The sequence below is a fragment of the Novosphingobium sp. Chol11 genome (assembly GCF_900218065.1).
Taxonomy (GTDB): domain Bacteria; phylum Pseudomonadota; class Alphaproteobacteria; order Sphingomonadales; family Sphingomonadaceae; genus Sphingobium; species Sphingobium agri.
Map to the genome: position 1 here is coordinate 1879298 of NZ_OBMU01000001.1, position 23336 is coordinate 1902633.

The following is a 23336-nucleotide window of genomic DNA, read 5'->3' on the forward strand; positions in this document are numbered from 1 at the left end:
CTTTCGCTGGGATGACGGAATGAGGTGACGCTGTTTACAGTGTGATGTCGATGTGGATCTTATCAGCTTTGATCGATCAAGTCCCTAATGCGGCTTGCCCATTCCTGGAGCGTGAAGGGCTTTGCGAGCAGCGCGATGTTCGGGTCCAGCTTTCCGTCGCGCAGGAAAATTTCGCGGGTGTAACCGCTGGTGTAGAGGATCTTGAGCCCAGGCCGTGTCCGATACTTGGGGAAAATGCAGAGCCTATCATAACGCCTTGTTATTGAACCGCCAACCACTCCGACTCGCGGAAGTTGGCTAAACGAGGTTAAGGCGTTGGCGCACAATGGCGAGCGCTCGGAAGACCATTAGAGGTTATGATCATCGTCGAACGGCGGGCGTGAGTCGGCGGCTCGCAGGAGCGGTCAGGAGGCGGGATGGCGGATTGCGCGCGCCTGCGCCAGATGATGGTCGAGCAGCAGATCATCCGCCGGGGCGTGGGTGATCCCCGGCTGTGGGCTGCGATGCGGGCCGTGCCGCGCGAGCGCTTCGTTCCGGAAGATGTCCGAAGCCTGGCCTATGAGGACAGGCCCTTGCCGGTCGAGGGAGGCCAGACCATTTCGCAGCCCTATATCGTCGCGCGGATGATAGAGGCAGCGGCGATCAGCCCGGAGGATCGGGTGCTGGAGGTGGGTGCGGGCTCCGGCTATGCGGCGGCGGTCATGAGCCGCCTTGCCGCGCATGTCTTCGCGGTTGAGCGTATCGCCGAACTGGCCGCGCTGGCGGAGGGGCGGATGAAGGCGCTTGGCTATGACAATGTGTCGATCGGCTTGGGCGACGGCACCGCAGGATGGGCGGAGGAGGCGCCCTTCGACGCCATATTGGTGGCGGCTGGCGGTCCGGGCGTGCCGCCGCCGCTGCGCGAACAGCTGGCGATCGGCGGACGGTTGGTGATGCCGGTGGGAGACGGCGGCGAACAGCAGCTTGTGCGCCTGATCCGCAAGGACGAGGAGGAGTTCGATCTGACGGTGCTGGAGGCCGTGCGGTTCGTGCCGCTGATCGGCGCGCATGGCTGGAAAGATGGGAATGCCGATCCCTGAGTGGGAAAGCGCATCCCGGACAACCACATGCTCGTGCAGTTAGCCTGCAGCTGTCCGGGATGACCTTATTGCCATCAGGTATGACAACGCTGTCTTCCTTAAAGCGTTGGGCGGATCGATCAAGTCCTTTTTCCTTTCGGCCCTTAAAAAGCCGTGGCCTTGTTTTGCGTGGGCTTTCCATGCCAATGCGGTGGCGATGACATGGGGTGTTCATATCAGAGCGGGCGCGGTCCGGGGTTTTCATGGCCAGCATCCATGACGTAGCGGCGCTGGCTGGCGTTTCCATCAAGACCGTGTCGCGGGTCGTCAACAAGGCGCCCAATGTCAGCGAACAGCTGCGCGAGCGGGTGGCGGCGGCGATACAGCAGCTGGACTATCGGCCGAACCAGTCCGCGCGGCGGCTGGCAGGCGGGCGGTCGTTCATGATCGCCTTTCTCTACAACAATCCCGTCGCAAGCTATATCAGCGGCATCCAGGCGGGCGCGGTCAACCGGTGCCGGGAACTGGGCTATCATCTGGTGGTCGAGCTGATCCCGCTGGCGGGCGATGAGCGGTTCGACATTCTTGAGGGGCTGGCGGCCGCACTGCGCCCCGATGGCGTGTTCCTCGCGCCGCCGCTGTCCGACGATCCCGCCGTGCTGGAATGGCTGGCGGAGAAGAAGTTGCCCTGCGCGCGGATCGCGGGGCCGAACGGGGCGCAGAGCCTGAATATCGTGACCCCGGAATGGGAGGCGGGGCGGATGGTGGCCGATCATCTGCTAGGTCTTGGCCACCGCAGGATCGGCGTCATCACGCCGCCGCCTGCCCACGAGGCGGCGACGCACCGGGTCGACGGGTTCCGCGAAGGACTGGCCGCGGCGGGGCTGGCGGAGGAGGCGGAGTTGTTCGTTGAAGGCGGGTTCGACTATCCGTCTGGCATCGCTGCGGGCGAGACATTGCTGGGGCTGGCCGAGCCGCCGACCGCGATCTTTGCGACCAATGACGACATGGCGCTGGGCGTTCTGCAACTGGCGCGGCAGCGGGGCTTGCGGGTCCCGCAAGACCTTTCCGTGGTCGGCTTCGACGACACGCCCGCGAGCCTCACCGCCTGGCCGCCGCTCACGACCGTGCGCCAGCCGCTGGCGCAGATGGGGGCAGCGGTCATCGACGCGCTAATCAACCGGCCCGCGAAGGCGCCGCAGTTCGATTTCGAGCTGGTGCCGCGGGAAAGTTCCGCGCCGCCCCCGGCTTAGCCTGCATAAAGCGGCGTAATCATGCCCTTCACACCGGCATCGACCTCGAACAAGCCGCCGTCATAGTCACTGTCCGGCAATCCGACAGCCGCCGAACTCACGAACATGCGATCCAGCCCGGCACCTGCGAAGCAGATGTTCGTCACCTGCTGCGCTGGCAAGGCGATGGCGCGGTCTAGCTTGCCATCGGGCGTGAAACGGCTGATGCGGCTGCCGCCCCAATGCGCGATCCAGATATGCCCGTCGGTGTCCACCGTCATGCCGTCGGGATAACCGTCTCCGTCGCCAAACTGGATGAAGACCTGGCGCGCGGACAGGCCGCCGCCTTCGGTACGGGAGAAGCGGTAGACGGTGCGGCGCGCGCTGTCGGTATGATAAAGCCAGTTGCCGCAAGGCGAAAAGGCAGGCCCGTTGGGCACGCGATAGCCGCTGTCCATCTGCGTCCAGCGGCCGTCCGGGTCCAGGCGATAGAAGGCGCCGCTGTCCTCCGCCTCCGCCATGTCCATCGTGCCGCACCAGATGCGCCCCTCCGCATCGGCCTTGCCGTCGTTCATGCGATTGCCGGGCAGATGCTGTTCAGGATCGCCGAACGGCTCAAGCTTGAGCGGATCAAGGGAAAGCCGCGCAAAACCGCTTTGCAGGCCAGCGATGAAGCCGCCGCCCTGCCGCTCGGCAACCCAGCCGATCGGCTCCGGCATCGCCCAACGGTCGATGCTGCCATCCGTCAGGGAAAGGCGATTGAGCGCGGGAGCGATGATGTCGGTCCAATAGACCGCATTGTCGCGCGCGGACCAGAGCGTCCCCTCGCCCAGCTTGTCGCGCATGTCGCGCTTGATGAGTTGCCACTGCGCCATGGTTCAGCGCTTTACCGAAAGGCGATAGATCATGACGTGACGATAGGGCTTGCCGGGATCGACCCGGGCCGAAGGAAAGTCCGGGTGATTGGGCGCGTCCGGAAAATTCTGCGGCTCAAGCGCGAAGCCGTCACCCATGCGATAGAGATGATCATTTTTGCCAAGGAATGTCCCGTCGAGAAAATTGCCGGAATAGAATTGAAGTCCGGGCTCCGTGCTCAGCACTTCCAGCACGCGGCCCGACGCGGGGTCCTCAAGACGCGCAGCCAGCTCCGGCGTCGCTGTCCGCCCCTTGTCCAGCACCCAATTATGATCATAGCCGCGCCCGAAACTGATCTGCCGATCGGCACCGTCGCGCACGGCGTCATCCACGCGGCGAGGCGAGCGGAAGTCGAACGGCGTTCCCGCGACCGGCCTGATCTCACCAGTAGGGATAAGTCCCGCGCCGACGGGCGTATAAGCCTTGGCCGGTATCGTCAGCAGATGACCGAGGGCGCCGCCCGGTGCGCCTTCGCCCGCCAGGTTGAAGACGGCGTGGTTGGTGAGGTTGACGATGGTCGGCTTGCTCGCCTGCGCTTCGAAACTGATGGTCAGGCCGCCGCTTTCGTCCAGTGCATAGCTGATCCGGGTGCCGAGCTGGCCGGGATAGCCCGCCTCGCCATCCGGGCTGCTGTAGGACAGCACGACTTCCGGGCGCGGTTCGCTGCGGACCGACACGACCTTCCAGACCTGTTTGTCGAACCCTTTGCCGCCGCCGTGCAGCGTATTGCCTTTGTCATTCAGAGGCAGCTGGTAGCTTTGGCCGTCCAAAGTGAATTGGCCGCGTCCGATCCGGTTGGCATAGCGGCCGACCGTCACGCCGAAAAAGTCGGGTCGCGCCAGATAGCCCGCCAGATCGTCATAGCCGAGCAGCACGTCAGCCTGCTTGCCGTCCCGATCGGGGCCAGACAGCGACTGCAATGTCGCGCCATAAGTGAGAATGCGGGCCGACACGCCATGCCCATTGGAAAGAGTGATCGCCTCTATGGCCGTGCCGTCAGGAAGCTGGCCTGCAGGAGCGCGGCTGGCTTCAGCCGCAAGTGCTGACGTGCTTGCCATCAGACACGCGAAACAATAGGACGATGATGTTCGAAAAGCATGGCTGATCCAGCCCCTCTGCATACGATCCCCCTGCCGCCGGGGTATATTGACGCCCGACGGGCAGCTATATACTCGGACAAATAGAAGCAGCACAAGCCTGTTGGCCCCTGTTGGAGAAGATGAATGCCTGCACCTCCCTCATCATCAGCCACTCTGACTGCGGGCGACCATCCCGCCACCCGGTACGGGCCTGCACTGACGCTGCTGGCGAGCCTGTTCTTCATGTGGGGCTTCATCACCGTCATCAACAACACGCTGTTGCCGCACCTGCGCAGCGTGTTCGAGCTGAACTATACGCAGACAACGTTGATCGAGTCCGTATGGTTCATCGCCTATTTCGTCGCGTCGATTCCTTCGGCCAAGCTGATCGAACGTGTCGGATACCAGAAGTCGCTGGTGATCGGCCTGCTGATCATGGCGGCGGGGGCGCTGGGCATGATGCTGGCGGCCAGCCTGCCATCCTATGGCGTCACATTGACCATGCTGTTCATCATCGCGAGCGGCATCACGCTGCTTCAGGTGGCAGCCAACCCCTATGTGGCGGTTGTCGGCAAGCCTGAAACCGCATCTTCGCGCCTCAACCTGGTGCAGGCGATGAATTCTGCCGGAACGATGCTGGCGCCGCTGTTCGGTGCTTATCTGATCCTTGGCCGTTCCAAGGGCGGCACGTCGAGCGCGGACGTCGTGCTGACTCCGGCGGAACGGCTGGCGGATGCTCAATCCGTGATCCTGCCCTATGGGTTGGTTGCCGTCGTGTTGGTGGTGCTGGCGATCGTCATTGCCCGCTTTCCCCTTCCTGCGATGGGATCATCGACCGCCCGGCTGGCCAAGGAGGAACGGAAGAAGCACTCACTCTGGTCGCATCGCAATCTGGTCTTCGGCATCCCTGCCATCTTCATCTACCTGATTGCGGAAATCGGCGTCGCCAACCTGTTCGTGAACTTCGTCAGCCAGCCGGACATCGCCAATCTGACTCATGAACAGGCTGGCCGCTATCTGAGCTTCCTGTGGGGCGGCATGATGGTTGGCCGGTTCGTAGGGTCGGCGATCATGCAGAAGGTGGACGCGGGCAAGGTGTTGGCAGCTTTTGCCACGGGGTCGTTCATCGTGATGCTTGTCGCGGTGTTCAGCCATGGACCGGTCGCGATGTGGGCGCTGATCCTGGTGGGCCTTGGCCATTCGATCATGTTCCCGACCATCTTCACCCTTGGCATTCGCGGCCTGGGGCCGTTGACCGAGGAAGGTTCCGGACTGCTGATCATGGCGATCGCTGGCGGCTCGCTGGTGGTCGTGCAGGGATGGCTGGCCGACAATTACGGTCTGCAGAACAGCTTCCTGCTGACGGCTGCCTGCGAACTGTACATCCTCTTCTACGCGCTTTGGGGTTCAAGGCCGACGCACGCCCTGCCTGACCAGCATCTGGAATGACGGGCGTTTAGAGAGCCAAGATAATGAGCGGCCGGGGTGCATATAACGCCCCGGCCTTTTTGCATGGGCGGCTATTCAGCGGCGAGCGGATAGGCGGCGCGTGGCGCTTCGCAGGCGATCGCATCGACCAACGAGCCGATAGCCGCCTGGACCCGCGACAGGCCGGGACCGGGATTGTCCAAGGCGGCGTCCAGATAGAGGCTGCGGTCAATCTCCACCTGCATGGCGTAGAGGTCATGGCCCGGCTGGCCATGGCGCTCGATCATATGATCGCCCGCATAGGGATGGTTCTGCGCCACCGTCAGGCCATGCCCTTCCAGCACATCGGCCGCCAGCGTCATCAGCCGCGCTGATGCCGCCCGGCCGAAGCGATCGCCCAGCACCGCGGTGGGCGCAGGTTGACCGGCGGCAGCTGCGGGAAGCGGCGGCATGGAATGGAGATCGATCAGCACGGCATGGCCATGCGCCTCTCGCGCGGATCGCATCATGCAGGTCAGGGCGGCGTGATATGGGCGGTGGATCGTGTCGATGCGGCGGCGCACCTCCTCCCACCCGACAGGCCGCTGCCACAATTCATATGCCCCCGGCAGCCGGCGCGGCAGCAGGCCCAGGCCGCCGCGCAGCTTCGCGCTGCCTTGAAGAGCAGCGTCACGGGGCAGGCCCGTCACCATCGCGGGATCGATTTCCCGCTCATGCCGATTAAGGTCGATCATCGCCCGAGGCGCACGCGCCACCAGCACATGATAGCCGCGTTCGATCAAGGGGTGGGCGAGCAAGTCCGCCCAGCGATCCTCCAACCGCCGCAGCACGTCGGGCGCGACTCTGGCGCTGTTCAACAAGGCCGGGTCATAGGCTCGCCCGGCATGGGGCACCGAAATAACCACCGGGGCGATCGGCCGATCCGGTCCGTAGAGATCATGCGAAGTCAAGGATTCGGCCGGAGCGCGCGGTGCGGAATAGCTCAAATCATCTCCTTCCACAGGGCGCGGCAAAAATGGTTACCCGGCTGGATATATATGTTGGTTGTCGCATATAATGCCTGGCAGCGCCACCCGCGAGGGGTGCCGCACGAGATCGGCCGAGACCGGCCAGAGACGAGACTGACCCGAGCCATGGTTCGAATTCTGCTGGCCGAAGATGATGACAGCATGCGCACCTACCTCGCCCGCGCGCTTGAGCGGTCGGGATATGAGGTGGTGGCCGTCGAGACCGGCGCGCAGGCGGTGCCATATATCGAAACGGATCAGTTCGACCTGCTGCTGACCGATATCGTCATGCCCGAAATGGACGGGATCGAGCTTGCCCAGCATGCGGCCACGGTTGCGCCGGACATGCGGATCATGTTCATCACCGGCTTTGCCGCCGTGACGCTGAAGGCCGGAAAAGCGGTGCCGCAGGCCAAGGTGCTATCGAAGCCGTTCCACTTGCGCGACCTGGTGCTGGAGATCGATCGTATGTTCGGCAGCAGCAGCATGAGCGGGCTGAACTGAAAGCCGTTTAGCCGGGGACGACTTCTTCCATATCGGGGGTCGGAGGCAGCGCTTCTCCTGCCATGGCAGCAGCGAACCGCTCCCGATCGAGGCCCCTCTCCCATGCGGACACGACCACTGTGGCGACCGCATTGCCGATGAAATTGGTAAGGCTGCGGCATTCGCTCATGAACCGGTCGATGCCGAGGATCAGGGTCATGCCCGCGACCGGCACGGACGGGACGATGGAGAGCGTGGCGGCGAGCGTGATGAAGCCCGCGCCAGTGACGCCCGCCGCGCCCTTGCTGGACAGCATCGCGACCAGCAGCAGCAGGATCTGGTCACCTATGCTCAAATCGACATTGGTCGCTTGCGCTATGAAAACCGCCGCCAGCGTCATGTAGATGTTCGTGCCGTCAAGGTTGAAGCTGTACCCTGTCGGCACCACCAGTCCGACGACCGACTTGCGGCACCCTGCCCGCTCCATCTTTTCGATGAGGCTGGGCAGCGCGGCTTCCGACGAGGAGGTGCCGAGCACGAGCAGCAGCTCCGCCTTCAGGTAGCGGATGAGGTGCAGGATATTGAAACCGACGAGCCTCGCCACCAGCCCAAGCACGACCAGCACGAACAAGAGCGAGGTGAGATAGAAGGTCGCGACCAGTTCCGCGAGGTTCGCAAGCGCGCCTACGCCATATTTGCCGATGGTGAAGGCCATCGCGCCGAGCGCGCCGATGGGGGCGGCCTTCATGAGGATCGACACCAGCTTGAAAATGGCGTGGCTGGCGGAGTCCAGCACCTGCATCAGCGGCTCCGCCTTATCGCCGATCAGGGTCAGGGCGATGCCGAACAATATCGCGACGAACAGCACTTGCAGGATGTTGTGGCCATCCGCGACGGCCGAAATCAGCGTGGCAGGGATGATGTCCATCAGGAAACCCGTCAGCGTCCGGTCATGCGCCTGCTGCTGATATTCGGCGACCTTTCCCGCATCGAGGCTCGCCGGGTCGATATTGAGGCCAGCGCCCGGATGCACGACGTTCGCGACGATCAAGCCCAGGATCAGCGCGAGGGTGGAAAAGGTGAGGAAATAGGCGAAGGCCTTTGCCGCCACCCTCCCGATCGCGCCGAGCTCCTTCATGCCCGCGATGCCGGTCACGATGGTGAGGAAAATGACCGGGGCGATGATCATCTTCACCAGTTTGATGAAGGCATCGCCGAGCGGCTGGAGCGCGACGCCCGTCTGGGGCAGGAAATGCCCGATGAGGACGCCGACAGCGATCGCCGCCAGCACCTGAACATAAAGCTGCCGATAAAAGGGCAGCGGCCCCGCCGCTTCCCCCGCTGCATTATGGATGTCCTTCATGCCGACGGGCCCCCTGTTTCCCCGCACAATATGGGCTGCGCACCCTCTGTCCAGAGAATTAGCTTTTAAGCGAATTTCCCGCTTGCACACCCCACCACCCCCCGCTATTGGCGCAACTCCCGTGGGCGTGTAGCTCAGTGGTAGAGCACTGTGTTGACATCGCAGGGGTCGCAAGTTCAATCCTTGCCACGCCCACCATCGAAAACCCCGTCAAATCAACGATTTGGCGGGGTTTTTGTTTGCCTGGAGGAGGAGGCAGACTTGGCCCCTCCCCCGATTTTTTTGGGCAAATTCTGGGCAAATTTCACCCTGTTTGGGCAAATTCTGGGCATGAAAATGCTGGGCGAACCCAGCGAGATCCCGAGTCGCTCGTGCCTCGCGGACCTGCTTGCGCGGAGCCATATGACGCCTCGGCGGCAGTCGGTGGACGGCTCGTTTCCACAGTTGCGCATACCACCCAAGTTACGCGAACGAAGCGGCGCTGCATCGCCGCAAAGCAGGCAATCTCACCTGCTGGGAAGAGAAGACACGCTGCCTTCAGGCTCCATAGAGGCCGCGATCCGCCGGAACACACACCGCCCCTTCAAGTCTGGTGGGCACTATTTCTCAGCCCAGCATGCCGACGCCGTGCGTGCACCGGAATGTGCCACCTCTTCACGAAACATGACGTACCTCGCCTTCAGAAATGCGGATAAATCCGTGCGGCGGAGGCGCGACATCACATCCGACTGGAAAAGATCACATGCTTTCAATCCGTACCCGTGGGAAGAAAGGCATCTACTATATTCGAGGGTCGGTCTCGCTTGGCGACAAGCATATCGAAGTCCAGGAGTTTAGCCTGAGGACAACCGATCGCGATGCGGCAGCCCATCTGATGGCCGAACACGAAACAAAGCTGCGCCACCAGCTCATGTTCGGTCCCGCTGCGCTCGTCGCTCAAGGAACCATAGCCGACGCCTTCGACAGCTATCTGTCCAAGGCCAAGCCTCCTTGCGCATCCGACATCCTGCGCATCGGTAAGCTCAATGCGCTCATCGGCGACTTCAGCCTGCGCGAACCCAAACAGGCATGGGAGCATTTTCGCCGCACTTACCTAACCGGCCATGACCCGGGCGGTCAGGATCGTTATCGGTCGGTGTTTCAGGCGGCGATCAATGTCCATTATGATCTCCACGATCTTCCGCCGCTGCGGATCAAGGCAATCCCGTTCAACAATGAGCGGGTGCGCTTCCTTAGCAAGGAAGACCGCGATTGGCTAATTGCAGCCTATTCCCCTCACATCCAGCCGATCATCACCATGCTGGCTTTCCAGGGGCCGCGGATCCAGACGGCATTGCAGATTCCGTGGGGCGTCGATGGGGTCGATATGAAAGAGAGATCGATCCGGCTCAATCACAGTAAAAACGCAGTTATCAAGTCTGTGCCGATGCATCCTCGGCTGTTCGATGTGCTTCGGCCGATCTGGGAAAAGCGAGGACAGCCGACCACCGGTCACGTCTTCCTCAACCGGTTTGGCAAACCTTATTCGGACACGCGCAAGTCGAACATACCCGGCGGCAACCCGATCAAGAATCAGCATGCGACCGCCTGCAAGCGCGCGGGCATCGAGGATTTCACGGTCCACGACTGGCGCCACCATTGGGCATCCCACTGCGTCATGGCGGGAATCGACCTCATCACCATCATGAACATGGGCGGCTGGAAGTCGCTGCGGATGGTCCAGCGCTATTCCAGCGTCAGCGTGGATCACATGCGCGAGTCCATCAACAAGTTGAGTTGAAGGGAGCGGGCCAAAAGGTGGAATCGGCGGGGGAACCGACTCCACTTTTTGATAAAAGGTCAGGCTGCAAGCAGCGGCTCTATTTCCTTTATGTCCGCTGCGTCCGTCACCAGCAGGTCATGATGCGCCTGAAGGTTTAGCCAGAACTCAGCGGTTGTGCCCAGCGCCCGCGCCAGCCGCATAGCGGTATCAATGGTGACGGAAGTCTCCTCCGCACATAGGCGCTCGATCCGCGTGCGGGGTACATGGATATGCTTTGCCAGCTTTCCCGCGCTAATACCCATTTCCTCCAAAAATTCATGCTTCAGGATTTCGCCGGGATGGACCGGCACTTGCAGCATGGTCATGAGCGTTCTCCTTTCAATGATAGTCCACGATTTCAGCAGTTTCTGGGCCATTATCGGACCAAGTGAAACAGATACGCCACTGGTCGTTGATCCGGATCGAATGTTGCCCTGCTCTGTCGCCGGAAAGAGCTTCCAGTCGGTTGGCTGGTGGAACACGGAGATCGTCCAGCTTTATGGCAGCTTCCAACATGGCGACTTTGCGAAGAGCAACCCGAAACAAATCGGACGGGAAGCCCTTGCCCGCCTTACCGGCGAGCACCTGCTCCATCAGCTTCCCTTTAACGCTTTGTATCATGATATGGTACGTATCATCTCGAGATACAAAACGCAAGGATAAGACGAGAACGGACGACAGGAATGAGAAGAAACTGTGGAAGTGACAGGATATTCGTGAGGGCATCTTGGCACCGCCGACTCGGCGATCTGCTTTCGTCCCCCGCATTCACGAATGGCTGACGATAGACGATTTCACCGTCCGCGACTAGCGTCGCCACTTGGCATCTCACTGCGTTATGGCGGGGAAGCCGCTAAACGGCGAACGAACGGTGCAGGACCGTCCGGCCGGTCGCCGTAGGCATATCAGAAGTTGGCCTCACTGATTTTCCGTTTATGAAATCAGACGGTCTAGGAGGTTGCCTGATGAGATCCGGCTCGACTGAATTCAACGTCGTTGGCGAAGTCATAGCCGCACCTGTGGGTCCGGCACAGCGGCGTGCAAAGCTTCACAGCTGGCGGCGCCGCCTGCCCGACATATCACTTTGTCTGACGGCCTTCGTCACCTTTGCGTGGCTGCGCAATATCCCCATCACACATGATGTAGTCTGGCAGTTTTGGGTAGCCCGACAGCTGAGCAACGGCGCGGTGCTCTACCGCGACATTTGGGAGGTCAATCCGCCGCTCTGGTTTTGGTCAGCGCTACCAATCCACCATGCCGCTGCGTGGCTCCATGTCCCGCCTCTACGACTTCTGATCGCGATCATTGTAGGAGCGGGCGCTTTCTCCGCGCTGCTGATGGGTCATCTTTCTGGCGACCGCTCGACGCTCGGTCGACTTGTGACGATGCTGCTCGCCTTTTGGCTGACCGTGGTCATGCCGCTCTATGATTTTGGCCAGCGTGAGCAGCTCGCTCTCATCTGCGCCCTGCCTTACGCTGCATTGATCTCGCGACGCTCAACCGACAGTGCGGTGCCGTTGACACTGGCCCTACTTGTAGGCGCACTGGGCGCCTACGGCTTCGCACTCAAACATTATTTTATCGTCGTGCCACTCCTTTTGGAGTGCTGGCTGATCTTCCGAATGCGTAAGCAATGGCGCGCGATCCGTCCGGAAACCCTCACGCTAATTGCGGCCGCGCTCGCCTACGGTGTGGCCACTTTGACCTTTGCGCCCGCCTTCATCACCAACGCCGTGCCCATGGCGCGGACCGCCTACCATGGCTTTGAGTCAAGCTGGGACATGATGTTTGTCAGGCCCTGGATTGTTATCTGGGCCTTTGTCGCTGCCTTCTTCCTGACCTTTGGCGGAGCATTCGGCAGGAAAGCGCACCCCTTTGTGTCGACTCTGCTGCTCGTCGCCTTAGGCTTCGGCATCGCCTATCTCGTGCAGCGCAAGGGTTGGATGTATCATAGCATCCCTGTCACCGGCGCGGCTGCGCTCGCCCTGAGCTTGCGATTAACGATGCCGGACATGCGCCGCGCAATCCCAATGACCGTAGGGCTGTTCATGCTCTCGTTACCGATCCTGCTGCCGATCAAGGTCGGCCCCTATTTCAACTTCTTCCGCGAACAGGTCGACCCGCTTCTGTCCACCCTGCCCAAGGGCAGCCCGATCTTCATGGCGACCGGCGACCCGATGTGGGGCTGGCCCACCGTAGAAGATCACGGCCTTGTCTGGGCATCGCGCCTTCCAAGCTACTGGATGATCCCCGCAATAGCCCACGCCGAGGTGATCGGCCCCAACCCGGCGCCGCTGCGCGCACTGGGCCGGCAAATTCAAGACCAGGCCGCAATCGAGATAAGATGCGCGTCGCCCGCGGCTATTATGTTCGAGCGGCGCGGCAACTATGTCTTTCAGCCGCGCGCCTTTGATGTTCAGGGGTTTTTCCTGCGCCGAACGGAAGTGCGATCCTATATAGAGCGCAATTACCGCGAACTCCCGCCGACGCGCATGCTCTATATGTATCGACGCATCACGCCGCCCAGCGCCCCGCCCAAGGGCACCAATTGTCCGGCCTTCACCAGACCACTGTCATAGGAAGCGGGAAAGGCCGGCCTCAGGACGTCTTGAAGCCCCAGCTCATGAAATTGCCGACATTTACAGACAGCCGCCGCCGGTCCAGCCAGGAGCCGCGTACCATCCGGGTAAGCCCGGCCTTCAGTCCAGCGGGCAGCGGCACAAGCCGCAGCCAATAGCTTGGCCGATAGCTGTTGTAGAAACTCGCGCCGCCGACATCGCCATAGCCATTGATCTGAAGGAGGCGCCGCGCGCTTTTCGCCGAGAAAAGCTGCATATGCTCGATGTCGACGATGGGCGACCGGCGCCCCAGCAGCCGGTTGAGCAATCCGCGCCGGTCATGCGTCACGCCGACGAACACGCCGCCGGGCCTGAGCAAGCGATAGGCCGAAGCGACAAGCGCGCCCGGATCCTGCACATGCTCCAGCGTCATGAAGCAGCAGATGAGATCGAAGCTGTCGGGCGCAAAATCCCCTTCCTCGAAAATGCCCTCGCGGATCCATGCCTTCCGGTGCGTCGGCGCAGCCGCGATGGCGGCCGTTGAAGGCTCGACCCCGACAAGCGAAGTAAAGCCGGCATTTTGGAGCCGTTCGAGAAAGGCTGCGGTCCCCGTTCCGATTTCCAGCGCGGCCCCCCGCCCCTTTAATTGTTGCAGTACGGGCCCAAGCGCGCGCGCATAGGCGTCGGCGGCATCCTCCGCTTCTTCGGCACTGTCATAGTCGGCTTCATGATAGCTCGCCGCCAGCGACGCGACACTCGGCGGGCGATCCACATAGGCTAGGTCGCAGGCCCGGCACCGCACCATGGCGTGGCTCATATATTCCGGCACCTTCCGCGAGGCAAAGCTCGACGCGCTCACCCGGCTTTCGTCGCGCGTATCGGACAGGAAGGGTTCGGCCTGATCGGCACCGGCTCCGCAAAGAGGACAGGCACGCGCGGCAACGATGGGTTCGTGAATCATGCAATCTGCCTAGTGCATCTTGGTTGAGCAAATGTTAACCATATCCGGGGATGTTGGGGGCATGAAAGAAGCACAGGTCATCGCTGCACGGCCGTATGAGACCAGGCCACTGGCCGCGCGCATCCGCGGCCAGGCCCTTCGCATGGTCACACGCGCCAAAGCGTCTCACATCGGATCGGCGCTGTCGATCGCCGACATCATGGCGGTGCTCTATGGCAGGGCGCTGCGCGTCCACCCCGGCGCACCCCGCCATCCCGAACGCGACCGCTTCATCCTGTCGAAGGGCCATGCCTGCGTCGCCGTCTATGCCGCGCTCGCCGAAACCGGCTTCATCGACCCCGCGCTGCTCGAAACATACGGGACCGATGGGTCGATGCTGATGGCGCACATCAGCCACAAGGTACCGGGCGCGGAATTTTCTACAGGGGCGCTTGGCCATGGCCTCCCCTTCGGCACCGGCAAGGCGTTGGCGGCCAGGCGGCGCGGGCAGGCATGGCGGACGGTCGTCCTCACCAGCGACGGGGAATGGGGCGAAGGCAGCAACTGGGAGGCGGCGCTGTTCGCGGCGCATCACGGCCTCGACAACCTCATCTGCATCCTCGACTATAACAAGCTGCAGAGCCTGCAGACGGTGGATGAAACGCTGCGGCTTGAACCCCTGCATTCCAAGTTCGAAGCGTTTGGCTGGGCTGTGCGCGAAGTCGACGGGCATGATCATGCCGCGCTCACCGCTGCACTGGAAGGGGCGCCCTGGGTGAACGGCAAGCCGATGATGCTGATCTGCCATACCACCAAGGGCAAGGGTGTCAGCTTCATGGAAAACAAGGTGGAGTGGCATTATCGCAACCCCACCCCGGAACTGCTGGAAGCGGCGCTGGCCGAAATCGAAGGGGTCAATGGCCATGCGTGACGCCTTCATCGATGAACTGACGACGCTGGCCGCGACCCACGACAATATCGCGCTCATCGTCGGCGATCTCGGTTACAACGTGATCGAACCCTTTGCCGACCAGTTCCCCGATCGCTTCATCAATGCGGGCGTGGCGGAACAGAATATGACAGGCCTCGCCGCCGGCATGGCAAGCGAAGGCTATCATGTCTTCACCTATTCGATCGCGAATTTCCCGACCTTCCGCTGCGCCGAACAGATCCGTAACGATGTCGATCATCACCGCCTGCCCGTGACCGTGGTTGCTGTCGGCGGCGGCGTGTCCTACGGGGCGCTCGGCTATTCGCACCATGCGGTGCAGGATTATGCCCTGATGCGAGCCATGCCCAACATGACGATCGCCGCACCCGGCGACCCGCTGGAAACCCGCGCCTGCCTGCGCTGGCTGATCGACAATCCAGGGCCTTCCTATCTGCGCCTCGGCAAGGCCGGAGAGCCGCGTTTCCACGACAGCATCCCCGACATTGCGCCGGGTCGATGGGTCAAGGTGCGCGACGGCAGTGACGCTTCGGTCCTGCTGTCGACCGGCGCAGCGCTCGGCGCGGCGGTCGCGCGGGCGGAGGGTAGGGCCGTCTGGTCCCTTCCGCTCTGGAGCATGGCCGCCAAGGCGGACCAGCCTGCCCAGATCGCACGGCATGGCCGTATCACGACACTGGAAGATCATCTTGCCGACGGCGGCTTCGGCTCATGGCTGACGGAATCGGTCGCAGGCACGCCTGCCGCCGCCTGCATTCAGCCGATCGCCCTATCGGCGGAAATCTGTGACCTGGTGGCCAGCCAATCGGCACTCAACCGGATCGGCGGGCTCGCGGCATAACCATTTCTTTACCATGCCTGTTCATAGGATTTGACCCATGAAAGCGATCATCCTTGCAGGGGGCCTAGGCACCCGCCTCGCCGAAGAAACCTCGGTCCGGCCCAAGCCCATGGTGGAAATCGGCGGCAAGCCGATCCTGTGGCACATCATGAAAATCTATGCCCAGCATGGCGTGGACGAGTTCATCGTCTGCCTTGGCTACAAGGGCTATATGATCAAGGAATATTTCTTCAACTACGCCCTCCACATGTCGGATGTGACCATCGACCTGCGGCGGGGCACGACCGACGTGCATCGCAACGCCTGCGAAGACTGGAAGATTTCGCTGATCGATACCGGCGCAGAAACGATGACCGGCGGCCGCCTGCGGCAGGCGATGCACTATCTGGGCGATGATGAGGATTTCTGCCTCACCTATGGTGACGGGGTCAGCGACCTCAATGTGGGCGCCGCGATCAACTTCCATCGCTCACACGGCCGCAAGGCCACCGTGACCGCGGTGCGACCGGCAAGCCGCTACGGCCAGCTCGATCTCAATGGCGATCAGGTAGCAGCCTTTGCCGAAAAACCCCTCGATGAGGGCGGCTGGATCAATGGCGGTTTTTTCGTTCTCAACCGCTCGATCGGCAATTATCTCAGCAATTCTGACGGCTGCGTCTGGGAGCGCGAGCCGCTGGAGCGCCTGGCGTCGGACGGCGAACTGCGCTCTTTCTTCCATGATGGTTTTTGGCAGCCGATGGATACGCTGCGCGACCGGCAGATGCTGGAAGGCATGTGGGAACGGCAAGAGGCCCCATGGAAAACCTGGCACTAGAGCGCGAGGGCGCGGTGACGCTTACACCGGAAGCTGCCTTCTGGGCGGGGCGGCGCGTGCTCATTACTGGCCATAGTGGTTTCAAGGGCAGCTGGCTGCTGGTCCTGCTGGATACGCTCGGCGCGCAAGTCACCGGGCTGTCGCTTCCACCCGATACCACGCCGTCCATGTTCGAAGCTGTGGACGGCGCATCGCTGTGCGATCACCACATTGCGGACATTCGCGACGCGGCCGCGGTCAAGGCGATCGTCACCCGTGCGGAGCCGGAAATCGTGCTGCACCTGGCCGCGCAGCCTCTGGTGCGCGCCTCCTATGCCGATCCGCTCGGCACCTATCACACCAACGTCATGGGCACGGCGCATGTGCTGGAGGCGTGCCGCAAGACGCCCTCCATCCGCACGATCGTTTCCGTCACGACCGACAAATGCTATGCCAATGACGGCCGCGCCGAAGGTTATCGGGAGGATGCGCCGCTCGGGGGCCATGACCCCTATTCCAACAGCAAGGCCTGCGCCGAGCTGGTGAGCGCCTGCTGGCGCGACAGCTTTCTCGCAGAGCGGGGGGTAGGCCTCGCCACTGCGCGTGCTGGCAACGTCATCGGCGGCGGCGACTGGTCGGCCGACCGGCTGGTGCCCGACGCAGTCCGCGCATTTTCGGCGGGGCAGACGCTCGAGATACGCAATCCGCAAGCGGTGCGGCCTTGGCAGCATGTGCTCGAACCGCTGACTGGCTATCTGCTATTGGCGCAAGCGCTGAACGCTGACCCGGCTCGCTTCGCTCGTGGCTGGAATTTCGGTCCTGCCCCTGCAGACATGGCGAGCGTCCGCGATGTCGTCGATCTGCTTGGCCGTCATTGGGGCGTGACCCGGCCCTGGGCCGCGCAGCCCGGCGAGCATCCGCACGAAGCTGCTATGCTGACGCTCGATTCCTCCGCTGCTGCCGCCGCACTTGGCTGGCGGCCTCGCCTGACGCTTGATCGGGCGCTCGCGCTGACCGCAGACTGGTATCGCGCCGAGGACAAGCGCGCCGTCACGCGCGCCCAGGCCGAGGCCTTCCTCGCCACGGTGCCGGCATGAGCCGCATCCTCATCACTGGCGCAGGTGGCTTCGTCGGCGCCGCGGTCGCCGATCTTGCGGCCCGCAATGGCCATGAAGTCATAGCCCTGGTCCGCAATCCCGCCTCGCCGCGCGTCGTCGCTCTGGCGGGACGCTGCGCCATCGCCATTGCCGACCTGTCCGATCGTGATGCCGTACGCGCCATACTTGTCGAGGCGCGCCCCGGCATTGTCATCCATTCCGCCTGGGAAGGGGTAGGCGGCCCCGCGCGCGCCGGCGATATCCAGCTCGACAATATCCGCACGACCGTCGAACTGCTCGACAGCGCCATTGCGGTCGGCGCCCGCCGCTTCATCGGCATCGGCAGCCAGGCCGAATATGGCCGGCATGATTGCCGGATCGACGAAAGCGCCGCGACCGAGCCTTTCCTTCTCTATGGCGCGGCCAAGCTGTCCGCCTGCCATCTGACCCGCCAGCGCGCGGGCGAAGCAGGCATCGGCTTTGCTTGGCTGCGTCTCTTTTCGCCCTATGGCCCCGGGGACAATCCCAACTGGCTGATCCCTTCGGTCGCGGCCCAGATCCTCGCCGGACAGGCGCCACGGACCAGCCCGGGCACACAAAAATGGGATTATCTGCACATCGCCGATTGCGCAGAGGGCATACTGGCCGCGGCCGTGACCGAAAGCGCTCAGGGCGTGTTCAACCTGTCGAGCGGTCGCTCTGTCTCTGTCCGGTCGATCGTCGAGCGTATCCGCGACCTCGCCTGCCCCGGCCTTCCGCTGACATTCGGCGACATTACGTTCGGACCCAACCAGATCATGCATCTGGAAGGCGACTGTAGCCGCCTCACATCTGCGACCGGATGGACCCCGCGGATCATGATCGAGGATGGGCTCGTCAGCGTCGTGGATTCACTGAGGCAAGCCGCGTGATGGTGCCCGCCGTAGACCGCCGGTTCATCGGCTTCCTCCTCGCGGGCGGGATCAACACGCTGTTCGGCTATAGCATCTATAGCGCGCAGATACTGATGGGCATTGCCCCGTCTGTCGCGGTGACGGTCAGCACCATTGCGGGCGTCCTCTTCAACTTCCTGACGACCAGCGCCGTGTTCTGCTCGCGCGATCTGCGCCGGCTGCCCCGCTTCCTCATCGTCTACGGCTGCATGCTCAGCCTCAACATACTGTTGCTTGAGATTGCGATGCGCGCCGGCCTTGGGCCGCTGCTCGCGCAAGCGATCGTCCTGCCGATCTTCACTCTCACCTTCCTTGCCATGCGCCGCTTCGTGTTCGCGGCCTCGCCGGAGCAGACATCATGAAGACCATCTCCATCGTGACGCCCTGCTTCAACGAGGCGGATAATGTGGAGGCATGCCGCGATGCCGTTGCCGCCCTGTTCGCCCCCGGCGCACAGCTGGCCGGCTACACGCGCGAGCATATCTTCGCCGACAATGATAGCAGCGACGGCACGCAGGACATATTGCGCACGCTCGCGGCCAGCGATCCTTCGATGAAGGTCATCCTGAACGCTCGCAATTACGGCCCGTTTCGTTCCAACTTCAATGCACTGCGGGCCGCCACCGGCGATGCGGTGGTCGTGTTTCTGCCCGCCGACCTTCAGGATCCGGCGGAAATGATCCCTGAATTCGTCAAGCTCTGGGAAGGTGGTGCGGAAGTCGTAGCGGGCGCCCGCGTCAACCGTCAGGAAAGCTTCGCGCTCCGCACCTGCCGCGCGATCTTCTATCGCACCGTGCGTGGCTTCAGCGACATCGATATTCCTGTGAATGTCGGTGAGTTCCAGCTTCTCGACCGTAAGGTGTGGGAAGCGGTCGTCAGCCATGACGATCATTATCCCTATATACGCGGTATCATCGCGTCGGTCGGCTTCCGCCGGGTGATTGTACCCTATACCTGGGCGGCGCGTCGCTCGGGCATATCCAAGAATAATCTGCCGAGGCTGATCGATCAGGCGCTGAACGGCATCTTCAGCTTCACAAATGTCCCGATGCGCCTATGCACCTTTGCCGGCGTAGCCATGGCGCTGCTCTGCATACTCTATGCGATCGCGTCCGTGGGACTTTACTTGATCTGGCCCAATCTTGCCCCAAGGGGCATGATGACGCTGATCGTTGCCCTTTTCTTCCTCTCCGGCGTCCAACTGGCCTTCATGGGTATATTGGGCGAATATGTGACGTCCATTCACGCACAGGTTCGCAAGCGACCGCTCGTTGTCGAGCGGGAGCGGATTAATATGGAACCTGCGACAGGGGGCGAGGCGGAGGCGTCCAACCCCGTTCGCGCCCTCCGGAAAAAGCTCCGCGCGGAGGCCGCGTGACGTTATCGCCAGCACGGACGTTATTACCGAGCATTCAACATCTAGCATTGATATCCGTTCCTCACCGGACGCCGGTGGCGATACTTGTCGCCTTCTTCGCCCTCGACAATGTGCTGCTGCTCGGCTTTTTGGGTCGACCGCCGCTGGTAGTGTGGGCGCTTGCGCTACTCTTGCCATCGCTACTTGGTTTCGCCGCCTATCGGCTAACGTCCGCCCCATGCCGCATCAGCTTGCCAACGATATTGGTCTGCTTCCTGGTCGCTGCGGCGCTGCTGATTCTCGGCGGCGAAGGGCGGCTTTTCTATGCCCCGACCGACTGGCAGGTTCGCGACGCTGTCCTTGCGGACATGGGTAGGTACCGCTGGCCCTTCGACTACTGGCTCGACGGCCGATCGCAAATGCTACGCGCGCCTATCGGCATGTATCTAATACCCGCCCTGTTGGGAGGGGTGAGCCAGTTTGGCCGCGATTGGATGCTGCTGGCACAGAACAGCCTGATCCTCGGCCTGCTCTTCGCCTTGGGATCGACCCTGTTCGAGGGTCGCCGCGCGAGATGGATCGCCCTTATTGTCTTCGTGATGTTTAGTGGCCTCGACGTTCTTGGCAATCTCATCGTCCAATCGGCGACTGGAGAGGTACGGTGGGACCACATCGAGGATTGGGGCGCGGGCTATCAATATAGCGCGCATATAACCCAACTCTTCTGGGTCCCGCAGCATGCCCTCGCAGGTTGGGCTGTGGCTCTTGTCTACCTTTTGTGGCGCAGAAATCTTGTTCCGATCGGGATATTCGGCGCCATCCTGCCTCTCGTGGCATTATGGTCGCCCCTCATCCTGTTTGGAACGGTGCCCTTCGCTTTGTTTGCGGCGCTGCGTGTCCTTGGTTCTCGTTCGTGGAACTGGCTCGACATCTCAACTTGCCTGATCGCGACCGCAGCTTCAGCCGCCGCGCTCGTCTATCTGTCGACAGATTCTGCCGCCGTCGGCGGGGGGCTACGTCCGCCCACCGCAATCCTTTATCTCCTAATTATGCTGTTTGAGGTGACGCCCTTTCTCTTGCCGGTCCTGCATGATCGTAACAATGGCGTCGATCGTACGAGCCTAGCCATCGCGGCTGTCTGTCTGTTCCTTATGCCAAGCTGGTCGATCGGCATGTTCAATGATTTCCAGACACGCGCCTCCATCATGCCGCTGGCGATCCTCGCGGTGGCTTATGCCGACTGGGCAACGCGCATCGCTGGCTGGCGCGAGAAAGTTGGCTTCGGGGTTGTTATCGTTCTCGGCTCCTTTACGGGCGTGATCGGCATTGCGAACGCGCTCCGCTTCGCCCCCACGCCTATACCGCATTGCTCGGTTGCAGGGATATGGGAGCGACAGTCCACCTCGCATCCTCCACACAGTTCCTACTTCGCCGCCCGGGACGCATTCCCCTTCAGCATAGTGGCCGTGGACAGAGTAAGCTCCATCCACCAAAGGCAATGCTGGGATCGCCCATGGCGCGGACCGGCGCGACCCTTCTTCGAACTGCGGGGCCGCTGATGACCTCCTCGATAACGATGTTGGCACTATATGCCGCGCTGCTCTTCGCCGTGCTTCTAAGGCCTTATGTCAGCCCAGCCTTTGGCTCGCATGCTGATCGACAGCGCCGGATCGAACTGGGGGCCTGCGCCCTTCTGCTCCTGGGGGCGGTTGCGCTGACGGCGTTCCGTCAGGGGGCTTTTCCCCTGATCGGCATATTTGTCCTGATCCCGCTTTTTGGTCTAGGAACCATGGCCCTTTTGGGCGGCATCACCGCCGCCTTGCTCTTCGCCACCACTATCTGGTGGACGCAATCGTTGTCATTCGGCCTCCTCCCAACCGCGATCGCGGCCCTGCTGACTGTGGGATCCGGATTCCTGCCACGCTGGAAGCCAGAAACAGTTACGGCGCAATCGGGATTGCTCCAGACTATGCTGCCATGCGCGATGATCGGCGTCGGCGCGGGGCTTCTGACGGCGCCTTTCGAGGCAGCGGACACCATCTACCTCGCCTGGCATCACTGGGGCGCCTATCTCGCTCCGGTAGAGGCATGGCGAGGCGGCGGCGTACCCTATCGCGATTTTCCGATCCAATATGGATTGGGGCCAACTGTCGTGCTGCTGGCCGGTTGCGGTCAGGATTGCTGGCGCGGCATGTATGAGACCACGGTCGTCGCCAATGCGTTCTACTTTGCGACGCTTGCGGGAAGCGTGGTCATCTTGACCGCGCAGTCATCCAGGGGCGTGCGCTGGCTAGCGCTTCTCGCCATGTTCTGTGCCTCCTTCATGTGGACCGGCTTCCCCAGCAACTTTGCTGGACCCGTGATCACACCGTCGGTCGCAGGGCTGCGATTCCTGTCAATTTCGGCACTGCTGCTTCACATCCTCTATGCCGAATATCACAAGCGCCGCCGGGACTGGATAGGCCATGGCATTTGGCTGATCGACCTTTTCTGGTCACCCGAAGCAGCATTCTTCGGAACGCTGATCTGGTGGCCCTATCTCGCCTTGCGCGATGCCACTGAAGCCGGCGAATGGCGCGGCGCTCTAATCGCGCTCGCCCGAGGGGCAGCTCGGGGAGCGATTGCTCTGACAGTCGGCATCTGCATCCTTGCGCTGGTCCTGTGGCTGCTTTCGGCGAGGACGATCACCCTCGCGGATTTCTTCGCCTATGTGCAGCACCCTCCCGGAGCGCTGCCGGTCAATCTTGCAGGCACTATTTGGATCGCGCTTGCGACGCTCGCGCTCGGCATTCTCGTTCTCACGCAGCAGGGCCTGTCGGCACAGGCACGGCCTCTCTACACCTGCTTGCTCGGCTTCCTGGCAGCAGGCACTTATTATATCAGCCGCAGCCACGACAATAATATCCTCAACCTCTTCCCATTGCTGATCCTGGTGCTGCTGGCGATCCTCGGAAATCTGGACAAGACCAGCGATCCCGCGCGACACTTCGGACGCGCCTTCAGTCACACAATGCTCGTCGCCATGGTCATCTTCGTAGTCACCTTCGACTACAGACCATTATGGCAGGGCATCGCGCGCGTTGGCCCGTTGCATGTTGGGCCAACAAGGCTGGTTACCCGCTTCGCCCCCTCGACCGACGACGCGCCGGCCATTTTGCCTGCGGATGCGATTGCGGGCCTGAACTATCTTCGGCACCGCCATGCCGGAGCGGTTCTGTTGTTTGATCGTAACTATCTGATGGTTCGTTCTTCCGGGGCGGCCTGGGCCAGCGTCAACAACCTCGCCAACTTCGTCCCGCTGCCTGCGGCGTCCATCGCGCATTATATCCGGCAGGGAGCAGCCGCTTACAAGCGGCCCGGCTGGATATTGGCAGATGATGAACACCGGCATTGGGTCGATGCGTTCCGGGTAGCTTATGACGTGCAGAACGATCGGCCATTCGGCAATTATCGGGCATATCACCTCGTGCCGCGCGGCACCGGCTCCGCCGAGGTTCACTGAGGCC

22 protein-coding genes and 1 tRNA gene are annotated in these 23336 nt (G+C 62.2%); 16 read left to right on the plus strand and 7 right to left on the minus strand.

The genetic code is table 11. From position 1 onward, the window contains the following. Positions 1-416: 416 nt before the first annotated feature. Both NCHOL11_RS09425 and NCHOL11_RS09430 read left to right on the plus strand, forming a co-directional pair. Positions 417-1079: a protein-L-isoaspartate(D-aspartate) O-methyltransferase gene (locus tag NCHOL11_RS09425; RefSeq protein ID WP_097092077.1), complete on the plus strand. Its 663-nt coding sequence runs from the start codon at positions 417-419 to the stop codon at positions 1077-1079. 242 nt (positions 1080-1321) lie between these two features. Further along, positions 1322-2311, plus strand: coding sequence for a LacI family DNA-binding transcriptional regulator (locus tag NCHOL11_RS09430; RefSeq protein ID WP_097092078.1), 990 nt, complete (start codon positions 1322-1324; stop codon positions 2309-2311). On the opposite strand, the gene NCHOL11_RS09435 is transcribed toward NCHOL11_RS09430, so the two are convergent. Next, on the minus strand, positions 2308-3165 hold the full coding sequence (locus NCHOL11_RS09435) for an SMP-30/gluconolactonase/LRE family protein (RefSeq protein ID WP_097092079.1): 858 nt from the start codon (positions 3163-3165) through the stop codon (positions 2308-2310). The genes NCHOL11_RS09430 and NCHOL11_RS09435 overlap by 4 nt on opposite strands. A gap of 3 nt (positions 3166-3168) precedes the next feature. Next, the gene (locus NCHOL11_RS09440) at positions 3169-4263 is read right to left on the minus strand and encodes an aldose epimerase family protein (protein WP_097092080.1); all 1095 of its coding nucleotides are present in this window, start codon (positions 4261-4263) and stop codon (positions 3169-3171) included. Between the two features lie 165 nt (positions 4264-4428). On the opposite strand from NCHOL11_RS09440, the gene NCHOL11_RS09445 reads away from it, so the two are divergent. Continuing rightward, positions 4429-5733, plus strand: a complete 1305-nt coding sequence (locus NCHOL11_RS09445; RefSeq protein WP_097092081.1) for a sugar MFS transporter — start codon at positions 4429-4431, stop codon at positions 5731-5733. A 71-nt stretch (positions 5734-5804) separates the two neighbouring features. Here the strand turns inward: NCHOL11_RS09445 and NCHOL11_RS09450 are convergent, their stop codons facing one another. Further along, entirely contained in the window at positions 5805-6698 is an 894-nt protein-coding gene (locus NCHOL11_RS09450) for an N-formylglutamate amidohydrolase (protein ID WP_097092863.1), read from the minus strand. A gap of 147 nt (positions 6699-6845) precedes the next feature. Between NCHOL11_RS09450 and cpdR the strand changes: the two genes are divergently transcribed. Continuing rightward, a complete protein-coding gene (cpdR, locus tag NCHOL11_RS09455; RefSeq protein ID WP_097092082.1) occupies positions 6846-7223 on the plus strand; it encodes a cell cycle two-component system response regulator CpdR in 378 nt (125 codons plus the stop codon). Between the two features lie 7 nt (positions 7224-7230). Here the strand turns inward: cpdR and NCHOL11_RS09460 are convergent, their stop codons facing one another. Continuing rightward, a complete protein-coding gene (locus NCHOL11_RS09460; RefSeq protein WP_097092083.1) occupies positions 7231-8565 on the minus strand; it encodes a dicarboxylate/amino acid:cation symporter in 1335 nt (444 codons plus the stop codon). 123 nt (positions 8566-8688) lie between these two features. Here NCHOL11_RS09460 and NCHOL11_RS09465 point away from each other — a divergent pair. Next, a tRNA-Val gene (locus NCHOL11_RS09465) sits at positions 8689-8763 on the plus strand. 544 nt (positions 8764-9307) lie between these two features. Continuing rightward, complete coding sequence (locus NCHOL11_RS09470) at positions 9308-10345, plus strand: tyrosine-type recombinase/integrase (RefSeq protein WP_097092084.1); 1038 nt, start codon at positions 9308-9310, stop codon at positions 10343-10345. A 59-nt stretch (positions 10346-10404) separates the two neighbouring features. Here NCHOL11_RS09470 and NCHOL11_RS09475 read toward each other — a convergent pair whose 3' ends face one another. Together NCHOL11_RS09475 and NCHOL11_RS09480 are read right to left on the minus strand one after the other, a co-directional pair. After that, a complete protein-coding gene (locus NCHOL11_RS09475; RefSeq protein ID WP_176502211.1) occupies positions 10405-10692 on the minus strand; it encodes a HigA family addiction module antitoxin in 288 nt (95 codons plus the stop codon). Positions 10693-10705: 13 nt separating this feature from the next. Next, positions 10706-10960 carry a type II toxin-antitoxin system RelE/ParE family toxin gene (locus tag NCHOL11_RS09480; protein WP_255254755.1) on the minus strand — a complete coding sequence of 85 codons (255 nt, stop codon included), beginning with the start codon at positions 10958-10960 and terminating at the stop codon, positions 10706-10708. 341 nt (positions 10961-11301) lie between these two features. Here NCHOL11_RS09480 and NCHOL11_RS09485 point away from each other — a divergent pair, with 341 nt between their 5' ends. After that, a complete protein-coding gene (locus NCHOL11_RS09485) occupies positions 11302-12945 on the plus strand; it encodes a GtrA family protein (protein WP_217991052.1) in 1644 nt (547 codons plus the stop codon). Between the two features lie 19 nt (positions 12946-12964). Here the strand turns inward: NCHOL11_RS09485 and NCHOL11_RS09490 are convergent, their stop codons facing one another. Continuing rightward, on the minus strand, positions 12965-13885 hold the full coding sequence (locus NCHOL11_RS09490) for a class I SAM-dependent methyltransferase (RefSeq protein ID WP_097092087.1): 921 nt from the start codon (positions 13883-13885) through the stop codon (positions 12965-12967). Positions 13886-13946: 61 nt separating this feature from the next. Here NCHOL11_RS09490 and NCHOL11_RS09495 point away from each other — a divergent pair, with 61 nt between their 5' ends. The 9 genes from NCHOL11_RS09495 to NCHOL11_RS09535 all read left to right on the plus strand — a co-directional run bounded on the left by NCHOL11_RS09495 (position 13947) and on the right by NCHOL11_RS09535 (position 23332). Further along, the gene (locus NCHOL11_RS09495) at positions 13947-14795 is read left to right on the plus strand and encodes a transketolase (protein WP_097092088.1); all 849 of its coding nucleotides are present in this window, start codon (positions 13947-13949) and stop codon (positions 14793-14795) included. Further along, the gene (locus NCHOL11_RS09500; protein WP_097092865.1) at positions 14788-15651 is read left to right on the plus strand and encodes a transketolase family protein; all 864 of its coding nucleotides are present in this window, start codon (positions 14788-14790) and stop codon (positions 15649-15651) included. Before NCHOL11_RS09495 ends, NCHOL11_RS09500 begins: the two co-directional genes overlap by 8 nt. A gap of 37 nt (positions 15652-15688) precedes the next feature. Then, positions 15689-16465: a glucose-1-phosphate cytidylyltransferase gene (gene rfbF / locus NCHOL11_RS09505; RefSeq protein ID WP_097092089.1), complete on the plus strand. Its 777-nt coding sequence runs from the start codon at positions 15689-15691 to the stop codon at positions 16463-16465. After that, complete coding sequence (gene rfbG / locus NCHOL11_RS09510; RefSeq protein WP_097092090.1) at positions 16447-17541, plus strand: CDP-glucose 4,6-dehydratase; 1095 nt, start codon at positions 16447-16449, stop codon at positions 17539-17541. The genes rfbF and rfbG overlap by 19 nt, the downstream gene beginning before the upstream one ends. Beyond that, the gene (locus tag NCHOL11_RS09515; RefSeq protein WP_097092091.1) at positions 17538-18452 is read left to right on the plus strand and encodes an NAD-dependent epimerase/dehydratase family protein; all 915 of its coding nucleotides are present in this window, start codon (positions 17538-17540) and stop codon (positions 18450-18452) included. The genes rfbG and NCHOL11_RS09515 overlap by 4 nt, the downstream gene beginning before the upstream one ends. Further along, complete coding sequence (locus tag NCHOL11_RS09520; protein WP_255254804.1) at positions 18452-18835, plus strand: GtrA family protein; 384 nt, start codon at positions 18452-18454, stop codon at positions 18833-18835. The genes NCHOL11_RS09515 and NCHOL11_RS09520 overlap by 1 nt, the downstream gene beginning before the upstream one ends. Then, positions 18832-19851 carry a glycosyltransferase family 2 protein gene (locus tag NCHOL11_RS09525; protein ID WP_097092093.1) on the plus strand — a complete coding sequence of 340 codons (1020 nt, stop codon included), beginning with the start codon at positions 18832-18834 and terminating at the stop codon, positions 19849-19851. The genes NCHOL11_RS09520 and NCHOL11_RS09525 overlap by 4 nt, the downstream gene beginning before the upstream one ends. Positions 19852-19925: 74 nt before the next feature. Continuing rightward, positions 19926-21389, plus strand: a complete 1464-nt coding sequence (locus NCHOL11_RS09530) for a hypothetical protein (RefSeq protein WP_097092094.1) — start codon at positions 19926-19928, stop codon at positions 21387-21389. Continuing rightward, positions 21389-23332 carry a hypothetical protein gene (locus tag NCHOL11_RS09535; protein ID WP_141397831.1) on the plus strand — a complete coding sequence of 648 codons (1944 nt, stop codon included), beginning with the start codon at positions 21389-21391 and terminating at the stop codon, positions 23330-23332. The genes NCHOL11_RS09530 and NCHOL11_RS09535 overlap by 1 nt, the downstream gene beginning before the upstream one ends. The last annotated feature ends 4 nt before the right edge of the window (positions 23333-23336 follow it).

Coding starts and splice junctions, on each gene's coding strand:
- NCHOL11_RS09425 (WP_097092077.1), top strand. CDS start 417: ATGGCGGATTGCGCGCGCCTGCGCCAGATGATGGTCGAGCAGCAGATC.
- NCHOL11_RS09490 (WP_097092087.1), bottom strand. CDS start 13,885: ATGATTCACGAACCCATCGTTGCCGCGCGTGCCTGTCCTCTTTGCGGA.
- NCHOL11_RS09475 (WP_176502211.1), bottom strand. CDS start 10,692: ATGACCATGCTGCAAGTGCCGGTCCATCCCGGCGAAATCCTGAAGCAT.
- NCHOL11_RS09535 (WP_141397831.1), top strand. CDS start 21,389: ATGACCTCCTCGATAACGATGTTGGCACTATATGCCGCGCTGCTCTTC.
- NCHOL11_RS09430 (WP_097092078.1), top strand. CDS start 1,322: ATGGCCAGCATCCATGACGTAGCGGCGCTGGCTGGCGTTTCCATCAAG.
- NCHOL11_RS09480 (WP_255254755.1), bottom strand. CDS start 10,960: ATGGAGCAGGTGCTCGCCGGTAAGGCGGGCAAGGGCTTCCCGTCCGAT.
- NCHOL11_RS09440 (WP_097092080.1), bottom strand. CDS start 4,263: ATGGCAAGCACGTCAGCACTTGCGGCTGAAGCCAGCCGCGCTCCTGCA.
- NCHOL11_RS09445 (WP_097092081.1), top strand. CDS start 4,429: ATGCCTGCACCTCCCTCATCATCAGCCACTCTGACTGCGGGCGACCAT.
- NCHOL11_RS09525 (WP_097092093.1), top strand. CDS start 18,832: ATGAAGACCATCTCCATCGTGACGCCCTGCTTCAACGAGGCGGATAAT.
- NCHOL11_RS09470 (WP_097092084.1), top strand. CDS start 9,308: ATGCTTTCAATCCGTACCCGTGGGAAGAAAGGCATCTACTATATTCGA.
- cpdR (WP_097092082.1), top strand. CDS start 6,846: ATGGTTCGAATTCTGCTGGCCGAAGATGATGACAGCATGCGCACCTAC.
- rfbG (WP_097092090.1), top strand. CDS start 16,447: ATGGAAAACCTGGCACTAGAGCGCGAGGGCGCGGTGACGCTTACACCG.
- NCHOL11_RS09495 (WP_097092088.1), top strand. CDS start 13,947: ATGAAAGAAGCACAGGTCATCGCTGCACGGCCGTATGAGACCAGGCCA.
- rfbF (WP_097092089.1), top strand. CDS start 15,689: ATGAAAGCGATCATCCTTGCAGGGGGCCTAGGCACCCGCCTCGCCGAA.
- NCHOL11_RS09500 (WP_097092865.1), top strand. CDS start 14,788: ATGCGTGACGCCTTCATCGATGAACTGACGACGCTGGCCGCGACCCAC.
- NCHOL11_RS09520 (WP_255254804.1), top strand. CDS start 18,452: ATGGTGCCCGCCGTAGACCGCCGGTTCATCGGCTTCCTCCTCGCGGGC.
- NCHOL11_RS09460 (WP_097092083.1), bottom strand. CDS start 8,565: ATGAAGGACATCCATAATGCAGCGGGGGAAGCGGCGGGGCCGCTGCCC.
- NCHOL11_RS09435 (WP_097092079.1), bottom strand. CDS start 3,165: ATGGCGCAGTGGCAACTCATCAAGCGCGACATGCGCGACAAGCTGGGC.
- NCHOL11_RS09515 (WP_097092091.1), top strand. CDS start 17,538: ATGAGCCGCATCCTCATCACTGGCGCAGGTGGCTTCGTCGGCGCCGCG.
- NCHOL11_RS09485 (WP_217991052.1), top strand. CDS start 11,302: ATGAAATCAGACGGTCTAGGAGGTTGCCTGATGAGATCCGGCTCGACT.